The sequence below is a fragment of the Pseudomonas sp. MWU12-2029 genome (genome assembly GCF_023242425.1).
Lineage (GTDB): Bacteria > Pseudomonadota > Gammaproteobacteria > Pseudomonadales > Pseudomonadaceae > Aquipseudomonas > Aquipseudomonas kribbensis.
On record NZ_JALJDY010000007.1, the window covers coordinates 257,775 to 276,991 of the forward strand.

Annotated in this window: 17 protein-coding genes; 10 read left to right on the plus strand and 7 right to left on the minus strand. The window is 61.3% G+C overall.

The window, feature by feature from the left end; genetic code table 11:
* Position 1 precedes the first annotated feature (1 nt).
* Both M5B44_RS19395 and M5B44_RS19400 read left to right on the plus strand, forming a co-directional pair.
* On the plus strand, positions 2 to 217 hold the full coding sequence (locus M5B44_RS19395; RefSeq protein ID WP_114884556.1) for a DUF1127 domain-containing protein: 216 nt from the start codon (positions 2 to 4) through the stop codon (positions 215 to 217).
* Positions 218 to 281: 64 nt separating this feature from the next.
* Positions 282 to 1,529 carry a winged helix-turn-helix domain-containing protein gene (locus M5B44_RS19400; RefSeq protein ID WP_248740196.1) on the plus strand — a complete coding sequence of 416 codons (1,248 nt, stop codon included), beginning with the start codon at positions 282 to 284 and terminating at the stop codon, positions 1,527 to 1,529.
* Here M5B44_RS19400 and M5B44_RS19405 read toward each other — a convergent pair.
* Entirely contained in the window at positions 1,526 to 2,872 is a 1,347-nt protein-coding gene (locus M5B44_RS19405) for a class II 3-deoxy-7-phosphoheptulonate synthase (protein WP_085710757.1), read from the minus strand. The two genes, M5B44_RS19400 and M5B44_RS19405, sit on opposite strands and share 4 nt — an antisense overlap.
* 150 nt (positions 2,873 to 3,022) lie before the next feature.
* Here M5B44_RS19405 and M5B44_RS19410 point away from each other — a divergent pair, with 150 nt between their 5' ends.
* Positions 3,023 to 3,778, plus strand: coding sequence for a spermidine synthase (locus tag M5B44_RS19410; RefSeq protein ID WP_248740197.1), 756 nt, complete (start codon positions 3,023 to 3,025; stop codon positions 3,776 to 3,778).
* Between the two features lie 3 nt (positions 3,779 to 3,781).
* On the opposite strand, the gene M5B44_RS19415 is transcribed toward M5B44_RS19410, so the two are convergent.
* Complete coding sequence (locus tag M5B44_RS19415) at positions 3,782 to 4,573, minus strand: crotonase/enoyl-CoA hydratase family protein (RefSeq protein ID WP_248740198.1); 792 nt, start codon at positions 4,571 to 4,573, stop codon at positions 3,782 to 3,784.
* 422 nt (positions 4,574 to 4,995) lie between these two features.
* On the opposite strand from M5B44_RS19415, the gene M5B44_RS19420 reads away from it, so the two are divergent.
* Positions 4,996 to 6,669 carry a DEAD/DEAH box helicase gene (locus M5B44_RS19420; protein ID WP_007955707.1) on the plus strand — a complete coding sequence of 558 codons (1,674 nt, stop codon included), beginning with the start codon at positions 4,996 to 4,998 and terminating at the stop codon, positions 6,667 to 6,669.
* 90 nt (positions 6,670 to 6,759) lie between these two features.
* On the opposite strand, the gene M5B44_RS19425 is transcribed toward M5B44_RS19420, so the two are convergent.
* Positions 6,760 to 7,536 carry a DODA-type extradiol aromatic ring-opening family dioxygenase gene (locus M5B44_RS19425; RefSeq protein ID WP_248740199.1) on the minus strand — a complete coding sequence of 259 codons (777 nt, stop codon included), beginning with the start codon at positions 7,534 to 7,536 and terminating at the stop codon, positions 6,760 to 6,762.
* A 102-nt stretch (positions 7,537 to 7,638) separates the two neighbouring features.
* Here M5B44_RS19425 and M5B44_RS19430 point away from each other — a divergent pair, with 102 nt between their 5' ends.
* On the plus strand, positions 7,639 to 8,295 hold the full coding sequence (locus M5B44_RS19430) for a thiopurine S-methyltransferase (protein WP_248740200.1): 657 nt from the start codon (positions 7,639 to 7,641) through the stop codon (positions 8,293 to 8,295).
* A gap of 54 nt (positions 8,296 to 8,349) precedes the next feature.
* Here the strand turns inward: M5B44_RS19430 and htpX are convergent, their stop codons facing one another.
* On the minus strand, positions 8,350 to 9,237 hold the full coding sequence (gene htpX, locus M5B44_RS19435) for a protease HtpX (RefSeq protein ID WP_085710752.1): 888 nt from the start codon (positions 9,235 to 9,237) through the stop codon (positions 8,350 to 8,352).
* A 303-nt stretch (positions 9,238 to 9,540) separates the two neighbouring features.
* Complete coding sequence (locus tag M5B44_RS19440) at positions 9,541 to 10,752, minus strand: pyridoxal phosphate-dependent aminotransferase (protein WP_085710751.1); 1,212 nt, start codon at positions 10,750 to 10,752, stop codon at positions 9,541 to 9,543.
* 225 nt (positions 10,753 to 10,977) lie between these two features.
* Between M5B44_RS19440 and msrB the strand changes: the two genes are divergently transcribed.
* The 3 genes from msrB to M5B44_RS19455 all read left to right on the plus strand — a co-directional run bounded on the left by msrB (position 10,978) and on the right by M5B44_RS19455 (position 12,418).
* On the plus strand, positions 10,978 to 11,373 hold the full coding sequence (gene msrB, locus M5B44_RS19445) for a peptide-methionine (R)-S-oxide reductase MsrB (RefSeq protein WP_248740201.1): 396 nt from the start codon (positions 10,978 to 10,980) through the stop codon (positions 11,371 to 11,373).
* Positions 11,374 to 11,474: 101 nt separating this feature from the next.
* Positions 11,475 to 11,960, plus strand: coding sequence for a glutathione peroxidase (locus tag M5B44_RS19450; RefSeq protein WP_085730592.1), 486 nt, complete (start codon positions 11,475 to 11,477; stop codon positions 11,958 to 11,960).
* On the plus strand, positions 11,957 to 12,418 hold the full coding sequence (locus M5B44_RS19455) for a MarR family winged helix-turn-helix transcriptional regulator (RefSeq protein WP_248740202.1): 462 nt from the start codon (positions 11,957 to 11,959) through the stop codon (positions 12,416 to 12,418). The genes M5B44_RS19450 and M5B44_RS19455 overlap by 4 nt, the downstream gene beginning before the upstream one ends.
* Here M5B44_RS19455 and M5B44_RS19460 read toward each other — a convergent pair.
* Positions 12,402 to 14,723 (minus strand): response regulator, encoded by a 2,322-nt coding sequence (locus tag M5B44_RS19460; protein ID WP_248740203.1) that lies wholly within the window; start codon positions 14,721 to 14,723, stop codon positions 12,402 to 12,404. The two genes, M5B44_RS19455 and M5B44_RS19460, sit on opposite strands and share 17 nt — an antisense overlap.
* Before the next feature lie 166 nt (positions 14,724 to 14,889).
* Here M5B44_RS19460 and M5B44_RS19465 point away from each other — a divergent pair, with 166 nt between their 5' ends.
* Both M5B44_RS19465 and M5B44_RS19470 read left to right on the plus strand, forming a co-directional pair.
* Positions 14,890 to 15,780, plus strand: coding sequence for an ATP-binding protein (locus M5B44_RS19465; protein WP_248740204.1), 891 nt, complete (start codon positions 14,890 to 14,892; stop codon positions 15,778 to 15,780).
* Positions 15,777 to 16,259 carry a GAF domain-containing protein gene (locus M5B44_RS19470; RefSeq protein ID WP_248740205.1) on the plus strand — a complete coding sequence of 161 codons (483 nt, stop codon included), beginning with the start codon at positions 15,777 to 15,779 and terminating at the stop codon, positions 16,257 to 16,259. Before M5B44_RS19465 ends, M5B44_RS19470 begins: the two co-directional genes overlap by 4 nt.
* On the opposite strand, the gene M5B44_RS19475 is transcribed toward M5B44_RS19470, so the two are convergent.
* Complete coding sequence (locus tag M5B44_RS19475) at positions 16,260 to 19,205, minus strand: HD domain-containing phosphohydrolase (protein WP_248740206.1); 2,946 nt, start codon at positions 19,203 to 19,205, stop codon at positions 16,260 to 16,262.
* Positions 19,206 to 19,217 lie beyond the last annotated feature (12 nt).

Here is a 19,217-nt window from a genome sequence, read left to right on the forward strand (position 1 = left end):
GATGAAAGGTCAAAGAGAGTATGCAGGCGAAGAAAAATTTTCCGGCCATATCGTTTCCGATCTGTTGCACAAGTTTAGCCGCTGGTACGAACTTCACCGTGAACGCGAGCTGCTCGCCAGTCTGAGCGACGAGGCGTTGAAGGACATCGGGGTCAGCCGTGCCGATGTCGAACATGAAGCGATTCGGCCGTTCTGGGACGATCCGATGCATAAATGATGAGGCCATCGCTACACAAAACACTTTCAGGTGAGGTAGGTTGCGAGCAGAGATGGAGGTACACATGCCCGCGACATTGTCCTTTTCCCTTAAACAGGCTCGACGTCTGGCACTGGCTGCCCAAGGGTTTCACGGGCGCCAGCCGCCGGCTGTCAAAGCCCTGCACGTCAACCGGCTGATCGAACGCCTCGGCCTGTTGCAGATCGACTCCGTCAATGCCGTGGTGCGCTCGCACTACCTGCCGCTGTTTTCCCGTCTCGGTTCCTATTCTGCTGACTTGCTCGACCAGGCTGCCTGGAGTTCGGGGCGACGTCGTTCGCTGTTCGAATACTGGGGGCATGAAGCGTCGCTGCTGCCGCTGTCGATGTATCCGCTGATGGGCTGGCGCATGCAGCGAGCCAAGCGCGGTGAAGATATCTATCAGCAACTGGCGCGTTTCGGCCGTGAGCAACAGGACACCATTCGCCGGGTGCTGGCGTCGGTCGAAGAGCAGGGCGCACTCGGTGCCGGCAGTCTGTCGACCCGCGAGGAAAAGGCCGGGCCGTGGTGGGACTGGAGCGCGGAAAAACACGCGCTGGAATGGTTGTTTGCGGCTGGTGAAGTGACCGTGGCCGGGCGGCGGGGCTTCGAAAGGCTGTATGACCTGCCGGAACGAGTGATTCCAACCTCCGTGCTGCAACAACCATTGCCCGATGAGGCCGAGGCGCAGCGCGGTTTGCTGCGGCACGCGGCCGAAGCTCTGGGCGTGGGCACGGAAAAAGACCTGCGCGATTACTTCCGGCTGAACCCTTCCGATGCCCGCCCGCGTCTGGCCGAACTGGTCGAGGACGGGCAACTGCTGACCTGTGAAGTCGCCGGTTGGCGCCAGATCGCTTACTGCCTGCCCGAGTCGAAAATCCCGCGAAAAGTCGAAGCCAGTGCGCTGCTGTCTCCGTTTGACTCACTGATCTGGGAGCGCAGTCGCACCGAGCGGCTGTTCGATTTCCGCTATCGGCTGGAGATTTACACGCCGCAGGACAAACGCGTTTACGGCTATTACGTGCTGCCGTTCCTGCACAACGAACGGATTGCTGCGCGGGTCGATCTGCGCGCCGAGCGGGCGGCGGGGCGCCTGGCAGTGCATGCGGTGCACGAGGAGGAAACGGGTCTGGACGAGGCGGGGATGCTGGCCTTGGCGCTGAACCTGCGGCGGATGGCGGATTGGCTGGGGCTTGAACAGGTGCAACTCAATTGTCAGCGGGAAAGTGCCGACCGGTTGCGGGTGACGTTGGCTCAAGTCGAAAACGACCGAGCCAACGTCATCGCGATTTAGCGTTTGACCTGTTTCAGCGTCTCGGCAATCAGAAACGCCAGTTCCAGCGACTGATCGGCGTTCATCCGTGGGTCGCAATGGGTGTGATAGCGATCCGACAAACCATCTTCAGTAATCGGCCGCGCGCCACCGATGCATTCGGTGACGTTCTGCCCGGTCATCTCGATGTGGATGCCGCCGGCGTAGCTGCCTTCCGCTTCGTGAACCTGGAAGAACTGTTTCACCTCGCCAAGGATCTGCGCGAAGTCGCGGGTCTTGTAGCCGCTGCTGGCCTTGATGGTGTTGCCGTGCATCGGGTCGGAACTCCACAGCACCTGCTTGCCTTCGCGCTGCACCGCGCGGATCAGCGCCGGCAGGTGATCGCCGACCTTGTTCGCGCCCATCCGCGCGATCAGGTTGAGGCGGCCCGGATCGTTGTCCGGGTTGAGCACGTCGATCAGGCGGATCAGGTCGTCGGGGTTCATGCTCGGGCCGACTTTCACCCCGATCGGGTTGTTCACCCCGCGGAGGAACTCGACGTGGGCGCCGTCGAGCTGACGGGTACGGTCGCCGATCCACAGCATGTGCGCCGAGCAATCGTAGTAATCGTTGGTCAGGCTGTCGCGGCGCACGAAGGCTTCTTCGTAGTTCAGCAGCAGCGCTTCGTGGGCCGTGAAGAAACTGGTCTCGCGCAGTTGCGGCGAGCTGTCCATGCCGCAGGCGCGCATGAACGCCAGGGTTTCATCGATGCGGTCGGCGAGGTGGCTGTACTTCTCCGCCAGCGCCGAGTTGGCGATGAAATCGAGGTTCCACTTGTGCACCTGATGCAGGTCGGCAAAACCGCCCTGAGCGAAGGCGCGCAGCAGGTTGAGGGTCGCGGTGGACTGGTGATAGGACTGCAGCAGACGCTCCGGATCCGGTACGCGGCTGGCCGAGTCGAAACCGATGCCGTTGACGATGTCGCCCCGGTAGGCCGGCAGGGTCACGCCGTCGATGGTCTCGTCGTTTGCCGAACGCGGCTTGGCGAACTGGCCGGCCATGCGCCCGACTTTGACCACTGGGCAGCCGGCGGCGAAGGTCATGACGATCGCCATTTGCAGCAACACTTTAAAGGTGTCGCGGATCTTCGCGGCGGAGAACTCGGCGAAGCTTTCCGCGCAGTCGCCGCCTTGCAGCAGAAACGCCCGGCCCTGGGTGACTTCGGCAAACTGACGACGCAGCTCCCGCGCTTCGCCGGCAAACACCAGCGGCGGATAACTGGCCAGTGTCTGCTCGACCTGGCGCAGGTGCGCGGCGTCGGGGTATCGGGGTTGTTGCTGGATCGGCAAGGCGCGCCAGCTGTCAGGGCTCCAGGGTTGGCTCATCACGGTCTCTAAGGTTCTACGCACGGACGGCCATGTTAGCAGCAATTAGTGCGTGACCTGCTCCCGCCGCATCGCCGACAATCGCCGCTTTGCCACGGAACCATAGCGGTGCCATCGCGTCACCGCGCCCGGTGACCACCAGGAGACGAAATGACTGAGGAGCGCGTCGAGCTGTTGCTCGCCGAGGTACAGGATGAGTTCGGCGTGATTCGCGTGCTGGAAGTGGCCGACTACCGCTTTCTGGAGTTCGGCGATGCCATCGAGCAAAGCTGCGTGTTTACCGCCGACCCGAGCTGGCTGGAGTACGACTACACCCGGGCGATGCTGATCGGCGCGCTGTGCCATGAGCAACCGGAGAGCGCATTGTTTCTCGGCCTTGGCGCCGGCACGCTGACCCAGGCCTGCCTCAAGTTCCTGCCGCTGGAAGATGTCGAAGCCATCGAGCTGCGCCCGGACGTGCCGCGTCTGGCTATCGAATACCTCGGGCTGGATGACGATCCGCGTCTGTACATCCGCGTTGGCGATGCAATTGAACTGCTGCCGACGGCCGAACAGGCGGACCTGATCTTCGTCGACCTCTACACCGATGTCGGCCCGGGCGCCGCGCACCTTGCGTGGAATTTCCTCGGTGACTGTCAGAAACGTCTGAATCCCGGTGGCTGGCTGGTGATCAACCAGTGGGCCACCGATGACGGCAAACCTCTCGGGGCGGCGTTGTTGCGCGGGCTCTATCACCGGCATTACTGGGAGCTGCCGGTGAAGGAGGGCAACGTGATTCTGATCGTGCCGGCGGATCTCGATCAGGTGCTGGACATGCAGGCGCTTACCGCGCGAGCTGAAGCGCTGGCGCCGAAGCTGGGGTACTCGTTGCAGTCGTTGATCAACTCCATCCGTCCGGCGACTTGAGTCTTAAACGCCTTTGAAGTCGCCAGGTCTGCGTTCTACCAGTGAACGCACACCTTCCCTGGCATCCTCGGTTGCCAGCAACTTTTTCACCAGCGGCGGCAAACTCTGCGCCGCTGCAGTCTCACCTTCATATCGCGCCTGGCGCGCCGACATCAACGTCGCCTGCACACCCAATGGCGCCTGTCGGGCAATCCGTTCCGCCAGCTCGATGGCGCGCGGCAGCAAATCTTCACTGGCCATGACTTCCTGCACCAGCCCCAGACGTAATGCCTCATGGGCATCGAACTCGTCGCCGGTCAGCAGCCAGCGCATGGCATTGCCCCAGCCGGCGATTTGATGAAAGCGCAACGTTGCACCGCCGAACGGAAAGATCCCGCGCTGCACTTCCATCTGGGCGAACCGGGTGTTGCTGGCGCACAGGTTGATGTCGGCGGCGAGCATCAGCTCGATGCCGATGGTCAGGCAATAACCCTGCGCGGCGACGATCACCGGTTTACTGACTCGCGGTCCGACGAAGACGCCCCAAGGGTCGCAGCCGCCGGTCGGCACCTTCCAGCCTTGGGCGAGGGCGGAACTGGCGTTGACCAGATCAAGTCCGGCGGTGAAATGCTCGCCATGCCCGAACACCACGGCCACCCGCGCGTCGCTGTCGGCCTCGAATTCGCCGTAGGCCAGGGCCAGGTCGTTGAGCAGGTCGAGGTCGAAGGCATTGCGCTTGGCTGCACGGTCCAGACCAATCAAATGGACGTGACCGTGGCGCGCACGGCTGACGCGGCCGGGGCAGGGCTGATTCATGGGTGTTTCCTCGGACGGGAAGAAAGGGTGCAGCGACCAGATGCCGCACGTCGGTGAATCGTTTAAGCGCCATCCCCCGCAGGGCCGGGGTCTTTGAAAAATAGACCTTTGCCCGATTATCCGCAAAACCCCGTTACACAGCGGTGACAACTGTATTTCACCGATAAAAAAAGCTCCCTTTTTGGGCAAATTCCGGTATAGTGCGCGCCGGCCTTTAACCGGGCCGCGTTTAGGTAGCGCAATTCCCCGAAGTCAGCTTCGGCTGCACGTCCGCACTGCGGGCTCTTCCTTGACGATTCTTTTTCATTCATTCGTTTTCGCAAATCCCCGCCGACAAAGCTGCCAGGGCGACTCTTGAGTCTCAACACGGCATGTGCAGCTTTGGAGCATGGGTCTTTGCGGATGCACTTAGAGGCAGACCCATGACCCAGGAAATCGGCGGCTTCGCCGCTCTTGAACTTCATCCCAATATTGTCGCTGCAGTAGTCGCTACCGGCTATGAAGAGCCTTCGGCCATTCAGCAGCAGTCGATCCCGATCATCCTCGCCGGTCACGATATGATTGGTCAGGCGCAAACCGGTACCGGTAAAACCGCTGCCTTTGCCCTGCCTATCCTGCACCGCATTGATCCGTCCAAGCGCGAGCCGCAAGCTCTGATCCTGGCCCCAACTCGTGAGTTGGCGCTACAAGTTGCAACCGCTTTCGAAACCTACGCCAAGCAAATGCCGGGCGTAACTGTTGTGGCTGTCTACGGCGGCGCGCCGATGGGCCCACAATTGAAAGCAATCCGTAATGGCGCACAGATCGTTGTCGCCACTCCGGGCCGTCTGTGCGACCACCTGCGTCGCGACGAAAAAGTGCTGCAGACCGTGAACCACCTGGTTCTCGACGAAGCAGACGAAATGCTCAAACTGGGCTTCATGGACGACCTCGAAGTCATCTTCAAGGCCATGCCGGAAACCCGTCAGACCGTATTGTTCTCGGCGACCCTGCCGCAATCGATCCGTGCCATCGCCGAGCGTCACCTGCGCGATCCAAAGCACGTGAAGATCCAGAGCAAGACCCAGACCGTTACCGCGATCGAACAGGCTCACCTGTTGGTTCACGCTGACCAGAAGACTTCTGCCGTTCTCAGCTTGCTGGAAGTGGAAGACTTCGACGCTCTGATCATGTTCGTGCGCACCAAGCAAGCGACCCTGGATCTGGCCAGCGCCCTCGACGCCAAAGGCTACAAAGCCGCAGCGTTGAATGGCGACATCGCCCAGAACCAGCGTGAGCGCGTGATCGACTCGCTGAAAGATGGCCGTCTGGACATCGTTGTGGCGACCGACGTTGCCGCCCGTGGTCTGGACGTACCGCGCATCACCCACGTATTCAACGTGGACATGCCGTACGATCCGGAATCCTACGTGCACCGTATCGGCCGTACCGGCCGTGCCGGTCGCGAAGGCCGCGCGCTGCTGCTGGTGACTCCACGTGAGCGCCGCATGCTGCAGGTGATCGAGCGTGTGACCGGTCAGAAAGTTGCCGAAGTGCGTCTGCCGGACGCCCAGGCCGTTCTCGATGCCCGCATCAAGAAACTGACCAACAGCCTGTCGCCGCTGGTGGCTGACGCCGAATCGACTCACGGTGATCTGCTGGATCGCCTGACCGCCGATATCGGTTGCACCCCGCGTGCTCTGGCTGCCGCTCTGCTGCGCAAGGCCACCAATGGTCAGGCGCTGAACCTGGCAGCGATCGAGAAGGAACGTCCACTGGTGCCGAACAGCGCTCCACGTGGCGACCGTCCTGAGCGTTCCGGTGATCGTCCGGACCGTGGTGATCGCGAGCGTCGTGCGCCGATGCCGCTGGGCGAAGGCCGTGCCCGTTGCCGTACCGCGCTGGGCGCGCGTGACGGTATTGCGGCGAAAAACCTGCTGGGCGCCATCCTCAACGAAGGTGGCCTGGCACGTGAAGCCATCGGTCGCATCCAGGTGCGTGACAGCTTCAGCCTCGTCGAGCTGCCGGAAGATGGTCTGGACAAACTCCTGACCAAACTGAAGGACACTCGCGTTGCCGGCAAGCAGCTGAAACTGCGTCGCTACCGCGAAGATTGATCCGCCCCCGGGCTGATTGATCGAACATAAAAAATCCCCGACTGGTTCGGGGATTTTTTATGTCTGCGATTTGAGATGGGAACGAATTGGTCAGCCGAAGCGGTAGATGTCCATGCCCAGCGCCCCCATGGTGAATCCTTGGTGCGCAATGCTGAACTCGCCGCCGGCGCCGCCGGCGCCGCGGGCGAAGTACAGCGGAAGCAGGTGTTCGTCACTTGGATGGCTACGAACGGCGTTCGGCGCTTGCTGGCGATAATCGTGCAAGGCGGCTTCATCATTGGCCGCCAGTTTGTCGATTATCCAGTCGCGGAAATCCCGGGCCCACGGCTCGACGCTTTCCGGGCCGGCGTGCCAGTCCAGTTCCCGCAGGTTATGGGTGATGCTGCCGGAGCCGATCAGCAGAATGCCCTGTTCGCGCAAGCTGGCCAGCGCCTGGCCAACGCGGGTCTGCAACGTCGGGCCGCCACGGCTGGGCAGGGACACCTGAACCACCGGGATGTCGGCCTGCGGATACATCAGCGACAGTGGCACCCATACGCCATGGTCGAAGGGGCGTTGCGGGTCGAGGCGTGCAGGCAGGTTGTTGGCGGTCAGCAAGTCGGCGACCTCGCGGGCCAGTTGCGGATTGCCCGGTGCCGGGTACTGCACTTCAAACAGCGCACGGGGGAATCCGCCGAAATCATGCCAGGTTTCCGGTTGCGGATGGCTGCTGACCAGCAGCTCATGGCTCTCCCAATGGGCGGAAACGATGACAATGGCTTTCGGGCGTGGCAGTTCGGCAGCCAGACGCGCCAGGGCCGGGCCGCTGGCACCGGGCTCCAGCGCCAGCATGGGCGAGCCGTGAGAGATAAACAGGCTGGGAAACATGGAAGGGTTCCTGAGCGTTAAGATGGTTCATCTTCAGTCAGTTCATTGATCTAATTCCAATATAAGTTTTAACGCTTTTTGATCGAATTCTTAGGAGGAAGCATGCAGCCGGAGTTTTGGCACAAGAAGTGGGAATCGAACCAGATTGGCTTTCATCAGCCTGCGGTGAATCCTTATTTGCAGCGGCATTGGCCCGATCTGGCCATCCCGGCGCAGTCGCGGGTGCTGGTGCCGTTGTGCGGGAAAAGCCTGGATTTGCTGTGGTTGGCCGGTCAGGGGCTTCGGGTTCTCGGTGTCGAACTGTCCGAGAAGGCTGTCGAGGAGTTCTTCCGCGATCAGCAACTACAGCCGCAAATCAGCGAAGAGGGCGGCTTCAAGGTTTATCGGGCCGGGGCAATCGAGTTGTGGTGCGGGGATTTCTTTGCCTTGTCCGCGAGCGATGTGGCTGATTGCACGGCGCTGTATGACCGGGCCGCGCTGATCGCCTTGCCGGCGCCGATGCGAGAGCGCTATTCGGCGCATTTGTTGAGCATCCTGCCGACGGGTCTGCGTGGTTTGCTGATCACGCTGGATTATGATCAGGCTCAGATGCCCGGGCCGCCGTTTGCGGTGACAGATGCCGAGGTGCAGCAGCTGTTCGGTGGCGACTGGGCGGTGCAGTCGCTGCAAGAGCAGGATATCTTGAGCGAAAGCGGGAAGTTCCTGCAGGCAGGAGTGACGCGGCTGGAAGAGCGGGTGTACCGCCTGAGCGCTCAGTAACAGGCACAAAAAAGGCCCGCATCACTGCGGGCCTTTTGTTTGTAGCCGGGCTGATCAGCCGCGACGACGCAGGGCGTCGATACGCTCTTCCAGCGGCGGGTGGCTCATGAACATACGGGCCAGTCCCTGTTTGATGCCACCGTTGATGCCGAAGGCGTTCAGGGTATCAGGCATGTGCACCGGCAGACCCTGTTCGGCACGCAGGCGTTGCAATGCGTTGATCATCGCGCCCGTACCGGCCAGGCGGGCACCGGCATCGTCGGCTCGGAACTCGCGTTTGCGCGAGAACCACATCACGATCGCGCTGGCCAGAATGCCCAGCACCAGCTCGGCGAAAATGGTTGCGATGTAGTAGGCCGTACCCTGGCCTTCTTCATTCTTGAAGATCACCTTGTCGACGAAGTTGCCGATGATCCGCGCGAAGAACATCACGAAGGTGTTCACCACGCCCTGGATCAGCGCCAGGGTGACCATGTCACCGTTGGCCACGTGGCCGATCTCGTGGGCCAGAACGGCCCTCACTTCGTCTTCCTTGAAGCGCTCGAGCAAGCCCTGGCTCACCGCGACCAGTGCGTCGTTCTTGTTCCAGCCGGTGGCGAACGCGTTCGCTTCGTAGGCCGGGAAAATCCCGACTTCGGGCATCTTGATCCCGGCTTCGCGGGACAGTTGCTCGACGGTTTGCATCAGCCATTGTTCGTGACGGGTGCGCGGCTGGGTAATGATCTGGGTGCTCGTGCTCATCTTCGCCATCCACTTGGAGATGAACAGCGAGAACAGCGAACCGGCGAAACCAAAGACGGCACAGAAGACCAGCAGCTGACTGAGGTTGAGGTCAACCCCGTTGGCCGCCATGAACCCGTTGAAGCCAAACAGGCTCAGGGTGATGCTGGCTATCAGCACGACCGCCAGGTTAGTGGCCAAAAACAGCAGGATGCGCATCATGGTTGTAGAAATCTCCTCAAGCTAAAGATGTAGCGTACTGCGGGGTATATAAGGCGCGGCACCGGGTGATTCAACCGAGTGACTATTTCAAACTGTGTCCTACATCGGATTCGCCGGGCATGGGAGATTTCCCACTGCCGAACCCGGTATGGATGACAGGCACGGGCCACCCGGTCTCATTGCGTCGGGCGCGCATGATTTGTATGAGTCGCAAGTGTAGAAGGTGCTGGAGGAGGGGCAGAGCAGAAGTGTTGCTGAATCAGACAGTGCGCAACGAAAGGCTCGTTGCGCACAGATCGCCGGTTACTGGCGGTAGGACTTGAGGAAGTTGCCGATGCGCCCGATGGCCATGTCCAGGTCATCGACACGGGGCAGGGTCACGACGCGGAAGTGATCCGGCCATGGCCAGTTGAAGGCCGTGCCCTGAACCACCAGCAGCTTTTCGGACAACAGCAGGTCGAGGACGAATTTCTCGTCGTTGTGGATCGGGCAGATTTTCGGGTCGATCTTCGGGAACGCATACAGCGCGCCCATCGGCTTCACGCAGCTTACGCCAGGAATGTCGTTGAGCAATTCCCAGGTGCGGTTGCGCTGCTCCAGCAGGCGACCTTGCGGCAGCACCAGGTCGTTGATGCTCTGATAGCCGCCGAGGGCGGTCTGGATCGCGTGCTGGCTCGGCACGTTGGCACACAGGCGCATGTTGGCCAGCATGTCGATGCCTTCGATGTAGCTGTGGGCGTTGTGTTTCGGCCCGGAAATGGCGATCCAGCCGGAACGGAAACCCGCCACGCGATACGACTTCGACAGACCGTTGAAGGTCAGGCACAGCAGGTCCGGAGCCAGCGAAGCGGTGCAGATGTGCACGGCGTCGTCGTAAAGAATCTTGTCGTAGATCTCGTCGGAGAACACCACCAGGTTGTGCTGACGGGCCAGTTCCAGCATGCCCAGCAACACTTCCTTCGAATACACCGCGCCGGTCGGGTTGTTCGGGTTGATGATCACCATGGCCTTGGTGTTCGGGGTGATTTTGGCCTTCATGTCGGCCAGATCCGGGAACCAGTCGGCGCCTTCGTCGCACAGGTAGTGCACCGCGTTACCGCCGGCCAGGCTCACGGCGGCGGTCCACAGCGGATAGTCAGGTGCCGGGACCAGCACTTCGTCGCCGTTGTTGAGCAGAGCCTGCAACGACATCACGATCAGCTCGGACACACCGTTGCCCAGGTAGATGTCTTCGATGCCGACACCTTCGACCTGCTTCTGCTGGTAGTACTGCATCACGGCCTTGCGCGCGCTGAACAGGCCTTTGGAGTCACTGTAGCCCTGGGCGGTCGGCAGGTTGCGGATCACATCCTGGAGAATTTCGTCCGGCGCTTCGAAACCAAAGGGCGCCGGGTTGCCGATGTTCAGCTTGAGGATGCGATGGCCTTCCTCTTCCAGGCGTTTGGCGTGCTTGAGCACCGGGCCGCGAATGTCGTAGCAGACGTTGGCGAGCTTGTTCGATTTGCTGAACTGCATGGCGATGTGATCCCGAAAATGAACGATCCAGGCGGCGAATGGACAACCGTGCTGGGAATCCTGCGTCTTCACACAGGCAAACGTCTTGAGCGGCGGTTTCCAACAATCCGTTTGAATGCGCAGGATCCCGCTGCCAGACTGGCGTGTGACGAGGCGCAATCATACGTGCCGCCCGATCCGTGGAAAAGGTACAGATCGGGCTTTTTCAGCCGCTGAGGTGTGATGATGGAAAAGATAGAAAAGACCCTGGAAGAATGGCGCGCGATGCTCGACCCGGAGCAATACAACGTGTGTCGTCTCAGTGCTACCGAGCGACCGTTCTCCGGCAAGTACAACGCCACCAAGACCGACGGTGTCTATCACTGCGTCTGCTGCAATGAGCCGCTGTTCGATTCCAAGACCAAATTCGACTCCGGTTGCGGCTGGCCAAGCTTCTACGCGCCGATCGGCGAGAGCGCGATGACCGAAATCCGCGACACCAGCCACGGCATGATCCGCACCGAAGTGAAATGCGCCCGTTGCGACGCGCACCTCGGCCACGTATTTCCCGACGGCCCGCTGCCGACCGGTCTGCGTTACTGCATCAACTCGGTGTGCCTGGACCTGGTGCCGCGCGAATAACCGATGCGGGCGATCTTCGGATCGCCTTTCGGATAATTAAATTGCACACAATTCAATTGCTCGCTATTTTTGCAGCTTCTCAACTTCCCGGAGTGCGCACCATGAGCGATAACCTGCTGACCATCCCGTGCACCACCATCAAGGGTGAGCAAAAGACCCTGGCCGATTTCGCCGGCAAGGCGGTGCTGGTGGTCAACACTGCCAGCAAGTGCGGTTTCACCCCGCAATACAAGGGCCTTGAGGAGCTTTGGCAGACTTACAAGGATCAGGGTCTGGTGGTGTTGGGCTTCCCGTGCAACCAGTTCGGCAAGCAGGAACCCGGCAACGAGGGGGCGATCAGCGAATTCTGCGAGCTCAATTACGGCGTCAGCTTCCCGCTGTTCAAGAAGATCGAAGTCAACGGTAACGGCGCCCATCCGCTGTTCGTGCAATTGAAGAAACGCGCACCGGGTGTTCTGGGCTCCCAGGGCATCAAGTGGAACTTCACCAAATTCCTGATCGGCAAGGACGGCCAGTTGGTCAAGCGCTTCGCCCCGGCCACCAAGCCGCAGGATCTGAGCCGCGAGATCGAAGCCCTGCTCAAATGAACGAGCTGTCAACCGATGCGCTGAAGCTCGACAGTCAGTTGTGCTTCAAGCTGTACGCCGCGTCCCGGGCGGTGATCCGTGCCTACAAGCCGATGCTCGATCAGCTCGGCCTGACCTACCCGCAATATCTGGCGATGCTGGTGTTGTGGGAATGGCAGGAAGCGGCGCCGGAACAACCGACGGTCAAGGCACTGGGCGAGCGTCTGGCACTGGATTCAGGGACGCTGACGCCGCTGCTCAAGCGTCTGGAGCAACTGCAACTGGTGCAGCGCCAACGTTCGGCGCGGGACGAGCGTGAGGTTCACCTGAGCCTCACGTCTCAGGGGCAGGCGCTGCGCGAGCAGGTCGGGCCGTTGAAGGATCGCCTGTTGTGTGACAGCGGCGTGGACCTGGATCGGCTCAACGAGCTGCGCACCGGCCTTGATCATCTGCTGGGGCAAATCAAAGCGCTGTCGTAGTCGGTATCCACTGATCCAGCAGCGCGGCCAGTTCTTCGCGGCGGAAGGGCTTGGCCAGGTAATCGCTCATGCCCGCCGCCCGGCAGCGCTCACGCTCCTCGGACATGGCGTTGGCCGTCAACGCCACGATCGGCAAATGCGGCCAGCGACCGCTCTGCCGGATCTGCCGGCTCGCTTCGTAACCGTCCATCACCGGCATGTTGCAGTCCATCAGCACCAGATCGAATTCATGGTGTTCCAGTTGATCCAGTGCTTCTGCGCCATGGGCCGCCACTACCACTTCGCAACCAAGTTTACTGAGCATGCCCTTGGCCACCAGTTGGTTGACCGGGTTGTCTTCCACCAGCAACACCCGACCGCGACGCTGTGAAGGCAAGCTTTCAAGCCGCCCGCGGTCGATGGTGGTGATATCCGGTTGCAGGGTTCTGCGCAGATTCTGATACAGCGCGTTGCGTGCCAGGGGGCGAGCCTGCTGTTGCAGCGGGGCGAGGGCGGCGGCCTCTTCGCCCGGCAGGAAACTGCCGTAGGCTGTTACCAGCAGAATCGGTGCGGTCATGGTCGGCCGCAGGCCGAACAGGCATTCAGGGCAATCCGTGATGATGATGTCCGGTGACGGGCCGAGCAGTGACGCTTCAATCGTGCGCTGCTCGTACGACAGGCCCCAGACCGGCAACAGACTGCTCAGCAGCTCTGACAGGCCGCTGGCCGCCGTAGTGATGGCAAGCACACTGCCATGCAGTTGTGCCGGAATGACCGCACGGGTGTGGCAGGGCAGCGGCAGTTCGGCACAGAACTGGCTGCCGAAACCGACTTCGGAACTGATCGTCAGGCGTCCCTCCATGGCTTCGCACAGGTTGTAGGTCAGCGCCAGGCCCAGTCCGGTGCCGCCGTACTGGCGAGTGATACCGGCCCCGGCCTGGGTGAATGGCTGGAAAATCTTCACCTGGGCTTCCTGGGCAATGCCGATGCCGGTATCGCAGACTTCGATGCGCACGCCGTCCTTCCAGGTCGACAAGCGCACATCGACCCGGCCGAAGCGGGTGAACTTCAAGGCGTTGGACAACAGGTTGCTGACAATCTGCCTGACGCGGGTCGGGTCGCCGAGTACCAGCGCCGGGAAGTGCGGATCGATCAGACACGTCAGTTCGACGCTTGGCGCCGCATTCTGTGACAGCAGGTTGGCGGTGTCTTCGACGAGCGAACCGAGGTCGAAGGGGATGTGCTCAAGCTCCAGTTGCCCGGCATCGAATTTCGACAGATCAAGAATATCGTTGAGCAACTCCACCAGCACCTTGCCCGAGTCGTGGGCAATCGACAGTTGCTGCTGTTGTTCGCCATTGAGCGGGCCGTCGAGGGACAGCGCGATCATGCCCAGCAGGCCGTTGAGCGGAGTACGTATCTCGTGGCTCATGTTGGCAAGGAACGCCGAGCGCGCCTCGGCCATGTCCAGTGCGGTGCTGCGGGCGACCTCCAGCTCCTCGTTGGACTGGCTGAGGCGGGCGTTGATGGCCTTCAGTTCGGCGGTGCGTGCCGACACGATATCTTCGAGTTGAGCGAGGTAGTCAGTAAGGCGGTTTTCCGCGGTGCGCCGTTGCTGGATTTCCGTGGCGATGTTTTCGAACTGCTGGTTGGCGACCTTCACCAGCACGCCGATCTCGTCGTTGGCGTGTCCGCCCGGGCATTCCAGGGTGGTCGGTTCGGCGCTGCGCGGATCGCGTCCGCTGAGTTCACGGATCACCCGCACCAGTGGTTTGGTCAGCATCACGTAGAACAGCGCCAGCAGAATGCCGGTCAGGATCAGGCTACGGGCGAACCCGTTGAGCAGCGTGATTTCGGCCCGGCGCAGGAAGCGGCTGCCGAAGGCATAGGTGTCCACTTCCAGGCTTAACGTACCGAGGGATTCGTTGGGCAAGTGGTCGAGATAGAGCCGGTCTTCGAACTCGCGTTTGGCGCCGAACAGAAAGTCGCTGATCAACCGATAGCCGCTTTGCAGTTCCGGGCGTTTGACGCTGGCCAGCACCGTCTGATTGTTGTCGGTCAGTTGCGCGGAAACGATGGCCGGTGAGCGCAGCAGGCCCAGCGTGAGTTCCTGGGCCAGCTCGGCATCGATGTTGTAGGCGATGCGCGAGGCCGGGTTATGGCTGATTTCCAGCAAAGACAGGATTTCACGGTTGATGGAGGCGTCTTCACTGGCATAATCGATGCCGATTTGCAGCAGACTGAGCAGCGTGCCCAGAATGAACCCGACCAGCACGGTAAGCCTGGCTTGTTTGTAAGACAGCCGGTGGGTGAATTTGATATCCATGGGGTGTTGAACCACTTACGTTTCCCTTCGCTGCTCAAGCATAGTCGATCATGTACGGATACCGTGGTTCCCGAATCGCCTTGTAACAAGGGCCGGGCCGGGTGTCGAACGCTATCGGTCGTCGCTGTATCGCCATCATTACTGTGAACCAGCCCGAGGAGAAGACGTGGATTCCCGATTGAATGCTTTTCTTGAGCGCGCCGAGTCGGTTCTGGCGCGGATCGAACCGCTGCTGCCGGCGCCACGCCCGGTCATCGACTGGGGCACTTGCCTGGCTGCACGCTGGCAGCGCGATGGTCGCAGCGGCTATCTGCTGCCGCTGGAAGTCAGCCTCGACATGCGTCTGTCGGACCTGATCGGTGTCGATCGGCAACTGGAGCAACTGGGCCGAAATACCCAACAGTTCCTCGACGGCATGCCGGCCAACCATGCGCTGCTCTGGGGTTCACGCGGTACCGGTAAATCCTCGCTGGTGCGGGCGTTGCTGGCCGAGCACGCCAAGGCCGGCCTGCGCCTGATCGAGATCGAGCGCGATCACCTGGCCGACCTGCCACGGGTGGTGGAGCAGATCGCCAAGCTGTCGCAGCGTTTCGTGCTGTTCTGCGATGACCTGTCGTTCGAATCCGGCGAAGGCGATTACCGCGTGTTGAAGAGCGTGCTGGACGGCTCGCTGGAGCAGGCACCGGACAACGTGTTGCTGTACGCCACCTCCAACCGTCGCCATCTGGTGCCGGAAAAGGAAAGCGACAACGAAAACTGGAAGCGCGTCGACGGCGAGCTGCATCCAAGCGAAGCGGTGGAAGACAAGATCGCCCTGTCGGATCGCTTCGGCCTTTGGCTGTCGTTCTATCCGTTTACACAGGAACATTTCCTCAATGTCGTCGAACACTGGATCGGGCAACTGGCCGCCAAGGCCGGACTGAGCTGGCAGCGCGACGAACAACTGGACATTCTCGCCGTGCGCTGGGCGACCGGCCGTGGCAACCGCAACGGACGTTGCGCGTACCAATTCGCCCGTTACTGGGTGGGACTGAAATTGCTGGAGCACAAGGCATGATTGATTTGCAACAGAGCGGCCAGGGCCTCGAAGGCTATGGCATGTTGGCTGCACAACTGGAGTCGCTGCTGGCGGACGAGCGCGATTTCATCGCCAACGCCGCACAGTTTTCGGCGTTCCTGTTCAACCAGCTCGATGACCTGAACTGGGCCGGTTTTTACCTCAATCGAAATGAAGAGCTGGTGCTCGGCCCTTTCCAGGGCCAGATCGCCTGCGTGCGCATTCCGTTCGGTCGCGGTGTGTGTGGCGCGGCGGCGGCCAGTCTGCAGACACAACGCGTCGAAGACGTTCACGCGTTCCCCGGCCACATCGCCTGTGACAGCGCGTCGAACAGCGAACTGGTGGTGCCGTTGGTCAAGGACGGTCGCCTGATCGGTGTGCTCGACCTCGACAGCCCGAAGCTTTCGCGTTTCGGCGCAGACGACCAGGTTGGTATCGAACGACTGGCAGCGATTTTCCTGCGCCTGACCGACTGCTGATCACGCTGCCAGGCCCGCCTTGCGCAGCACGCTGGCGGGATCGACCGCATCGATCTGTTGCGGTTCGAGGAACCGACTGGCGTATTGCAGGTAAAGGCCTTCGCGGATGAACAGGCCGAACAGCTCGGCATCGATATGTGCCTCGCGACACATGGTGGCCATGATTCCCAGCGCCTCGCTGAGGGTCTTGGCCTTTTTGTACGGGCGGTCGGCGGCGGTCAACGCTTCAAAGATGTCGGCAATCGCCATCATTCGTGCCGGCAGACTCATTTCCTCGCGTTTCAAGCGTTTCGGGTAACCGGTGCCGTCCATTTTTTCGTGATGGCCGCCGGCGATTTCCGCCACGTTGTTCAGATGCCCGGGGAAGGGCAGATGGCTGAGCATCAGGATCGTCTGCACCATGTGGTGATTGATGATGTAGCGCTCTTCTCGGGTCAGCGTGCCGCGAGGAATACTCAGGTTGTACAGCTCGCCGCGGTTGTACTTGTAGCGCGGGACATCGAGTTTGAACCCCCATGGGTTGTCCTCCGGAATCAGCTCGCTGTCGGCGCGTTCGAGCAGGTGTTCGGGCTTGTCGGACAGTAACTTTTCCCTGACGGGCAGGGTCGGCGCCGGCGTTCGTGCCTGGCGTCGGTTTTCTTCCCAGGACACGCCCAGCCGATCATCCAGCGTGCGTGTCCAGGTGCGCTGCGCAATGCCTTCAAGACGCTGAAGGTCGGTGTCGGCCATGGCCTCACTACCCAGGTTGCAGCGGGCGACGAAACTGAAATCATCATCCAGAGACGCCAGCGTCGTGTCGCGCAGGCTGGCCAGTTGTCGTTCGTCCCCACCCGATGCCAGAGCTTGCCAGTAGCTGATCCAGGCATCGCGCTTGAGCACTTCGAAGCGGGTACGGATTTCGTGAATGCGATCGTTCAGGGTTTCCAGTTTGGTGGCTTTGTCGACGACGTATTCCGGCGTCGTGACCTTGCCGCAGTCGTGCAGCCACGCAGCGATGTGCAAGGCTTCCCATTCATCCTCACTGGGCTGGTAGTCGCTGAAGGCCGGGGCTTCGCTCGCCGCCGCTGCGTGAGCGAGCATCAGGGTCAGTTCCGGCACACGTTGGCAATGCCCGCCGGTGTAAGGGCTCTTGGCATCGATGGCGCCTGCGAGCAGTTGAATGAACGCGTCGAGCAGCTGTTTCTGCCGGGCTTGCAGGCGCTGGCTTTCGATGCTCACCGCCGCCGCGCCGGACACCGCTTGCAGGAACGCGATGCGGTCGGGTCGCAGCTTTTCAAGGTCGGCCGGGGTGCCGCTGTCATTGATCAGCAACACCAGCAGGCCGATTGTTTCGTTGTGTTGGTTGTGCAGGCGGATCCCGATCAGGTGGACGCGCGGCGTGTCCATGGCCAGCAGGACCTTTTGCAGGTCCGCGGCCTCTTCGAAACCGAGGTTGCTGACCACGTTGTCGGCCTGCGCCAGTTGCTCGAACCAGGCCGGACCCTGTGCGGTATCAAGGTCGTGGCCTTGAATATCGAACGCTGCCAGCGGCCGGGAAGTGCCGTCGACTACCAGCCCGTAAGGTTCCATGCGGTTGCCATCACTTTCCCGCAGGTAGATCAGCCCCGCCTGAGCCTGGGCAATCTGCACCGTTTCGAACAACACCCGTTGCAGCAGCGGGGCGAAGCGGGTTTCGGCGGTCAGACTGTCGGTGATGCGAAAGAAGCTGGCCAGAGTGTCCTTCATACGCGCCATCGACAGGCTCAACTGATCGACCTCCAGCACCGGCGAGCGACGGGTCAGGGGAAAGTTGAAATCGAAGCTGCGGATGGCGTCGGCTTCCTTGACCAGTGCATGCAGCGGCTTGACCAGAATCCGCGAGATCAACCAGCCCAGCGGCAGGCATAACAGCAGGGTGGCGAGGGTGATCAATGCACCTTGCCAGCGCATGCGATAGGCATCGACCAGCAACTCGTCTTCCGGCACCAGCAAGGCCATCTGCAAACCTTTCGGACCACCTTCCTGCAGGCTGCTGCGGGCGACGATCCAGCGGCGCCCGTCAGCATTCAGGCGTTTGCCCTGATGATCGGCAGACAGCAGGGCATGCAGGCTCGGGCTCAGGTCGGCTGCCTTGGCCAGACGCGCGGTACGGTCATCGACGATCAGCCGGCTGCTGTCGGGGTACGCTACGGCGTTGCCTTCGGCGTCGAAGAGGACGATTTCTGTCGCTGGCGTCACCACGTGTTTGGTCAGGGTCGCCGACAGCGCGTCGAGGGTCAGGTCGGCAGCGATCACTGCATGCTCACCGCTGCGTCGGGCGAGGGTGGTGCCGACATTGTGGGTGGAAAAGAACACGTAGGGTTCGGTGGTGATCTGCTCGTTCTGTTTTTGTGCGCCGATGTACCAGCCCCGGCTGCGCGGGTCGTAGGCATCGTCCGGATTGTCCTGACGACCGACCGCCGACAACGCCCGATCGAAGAACAGCGACTGTGATCTGACGCCGCCATTGGCGTCATGCTCGATGCTCCAGACCTGATAGGCCGCTGCATCCGGCGCCTTTAGCAAGGTTTTCAGTGAGGCGGTGCGCAACGGCCGCACCATGAAGAAATCACCGTTGTCGTAACCCAGATACAACGAGGCCAGATCAGGATTGTCTGCCAGTGACTGGCTGAACGGTTTGAGCAGGGTCAGGCGTTGTTCAAGGGCGGAGGCCTGAGTCCCGGGGTTGTCCGCGAGCAGGCTCAGCAAGTGCCGGATCGGCGCATAGGTTGATTGCAGATCGACGCGCACATCCTGCTCGATGCGCTCGAACAGTTTTTCGCTGCTCGATAGAATGATCTGTGTGGTCTGCCGGTAGTTGAACAGTCCCAGCACGACCCCGGTGAGCAACAACAGAAAGGTGAACATGACGCTGATGTGCACGTGCAGGGGGAACCGGCGTTGATCCGGGCGCAGTGGGCTGGGCATTGCGGACTCTCC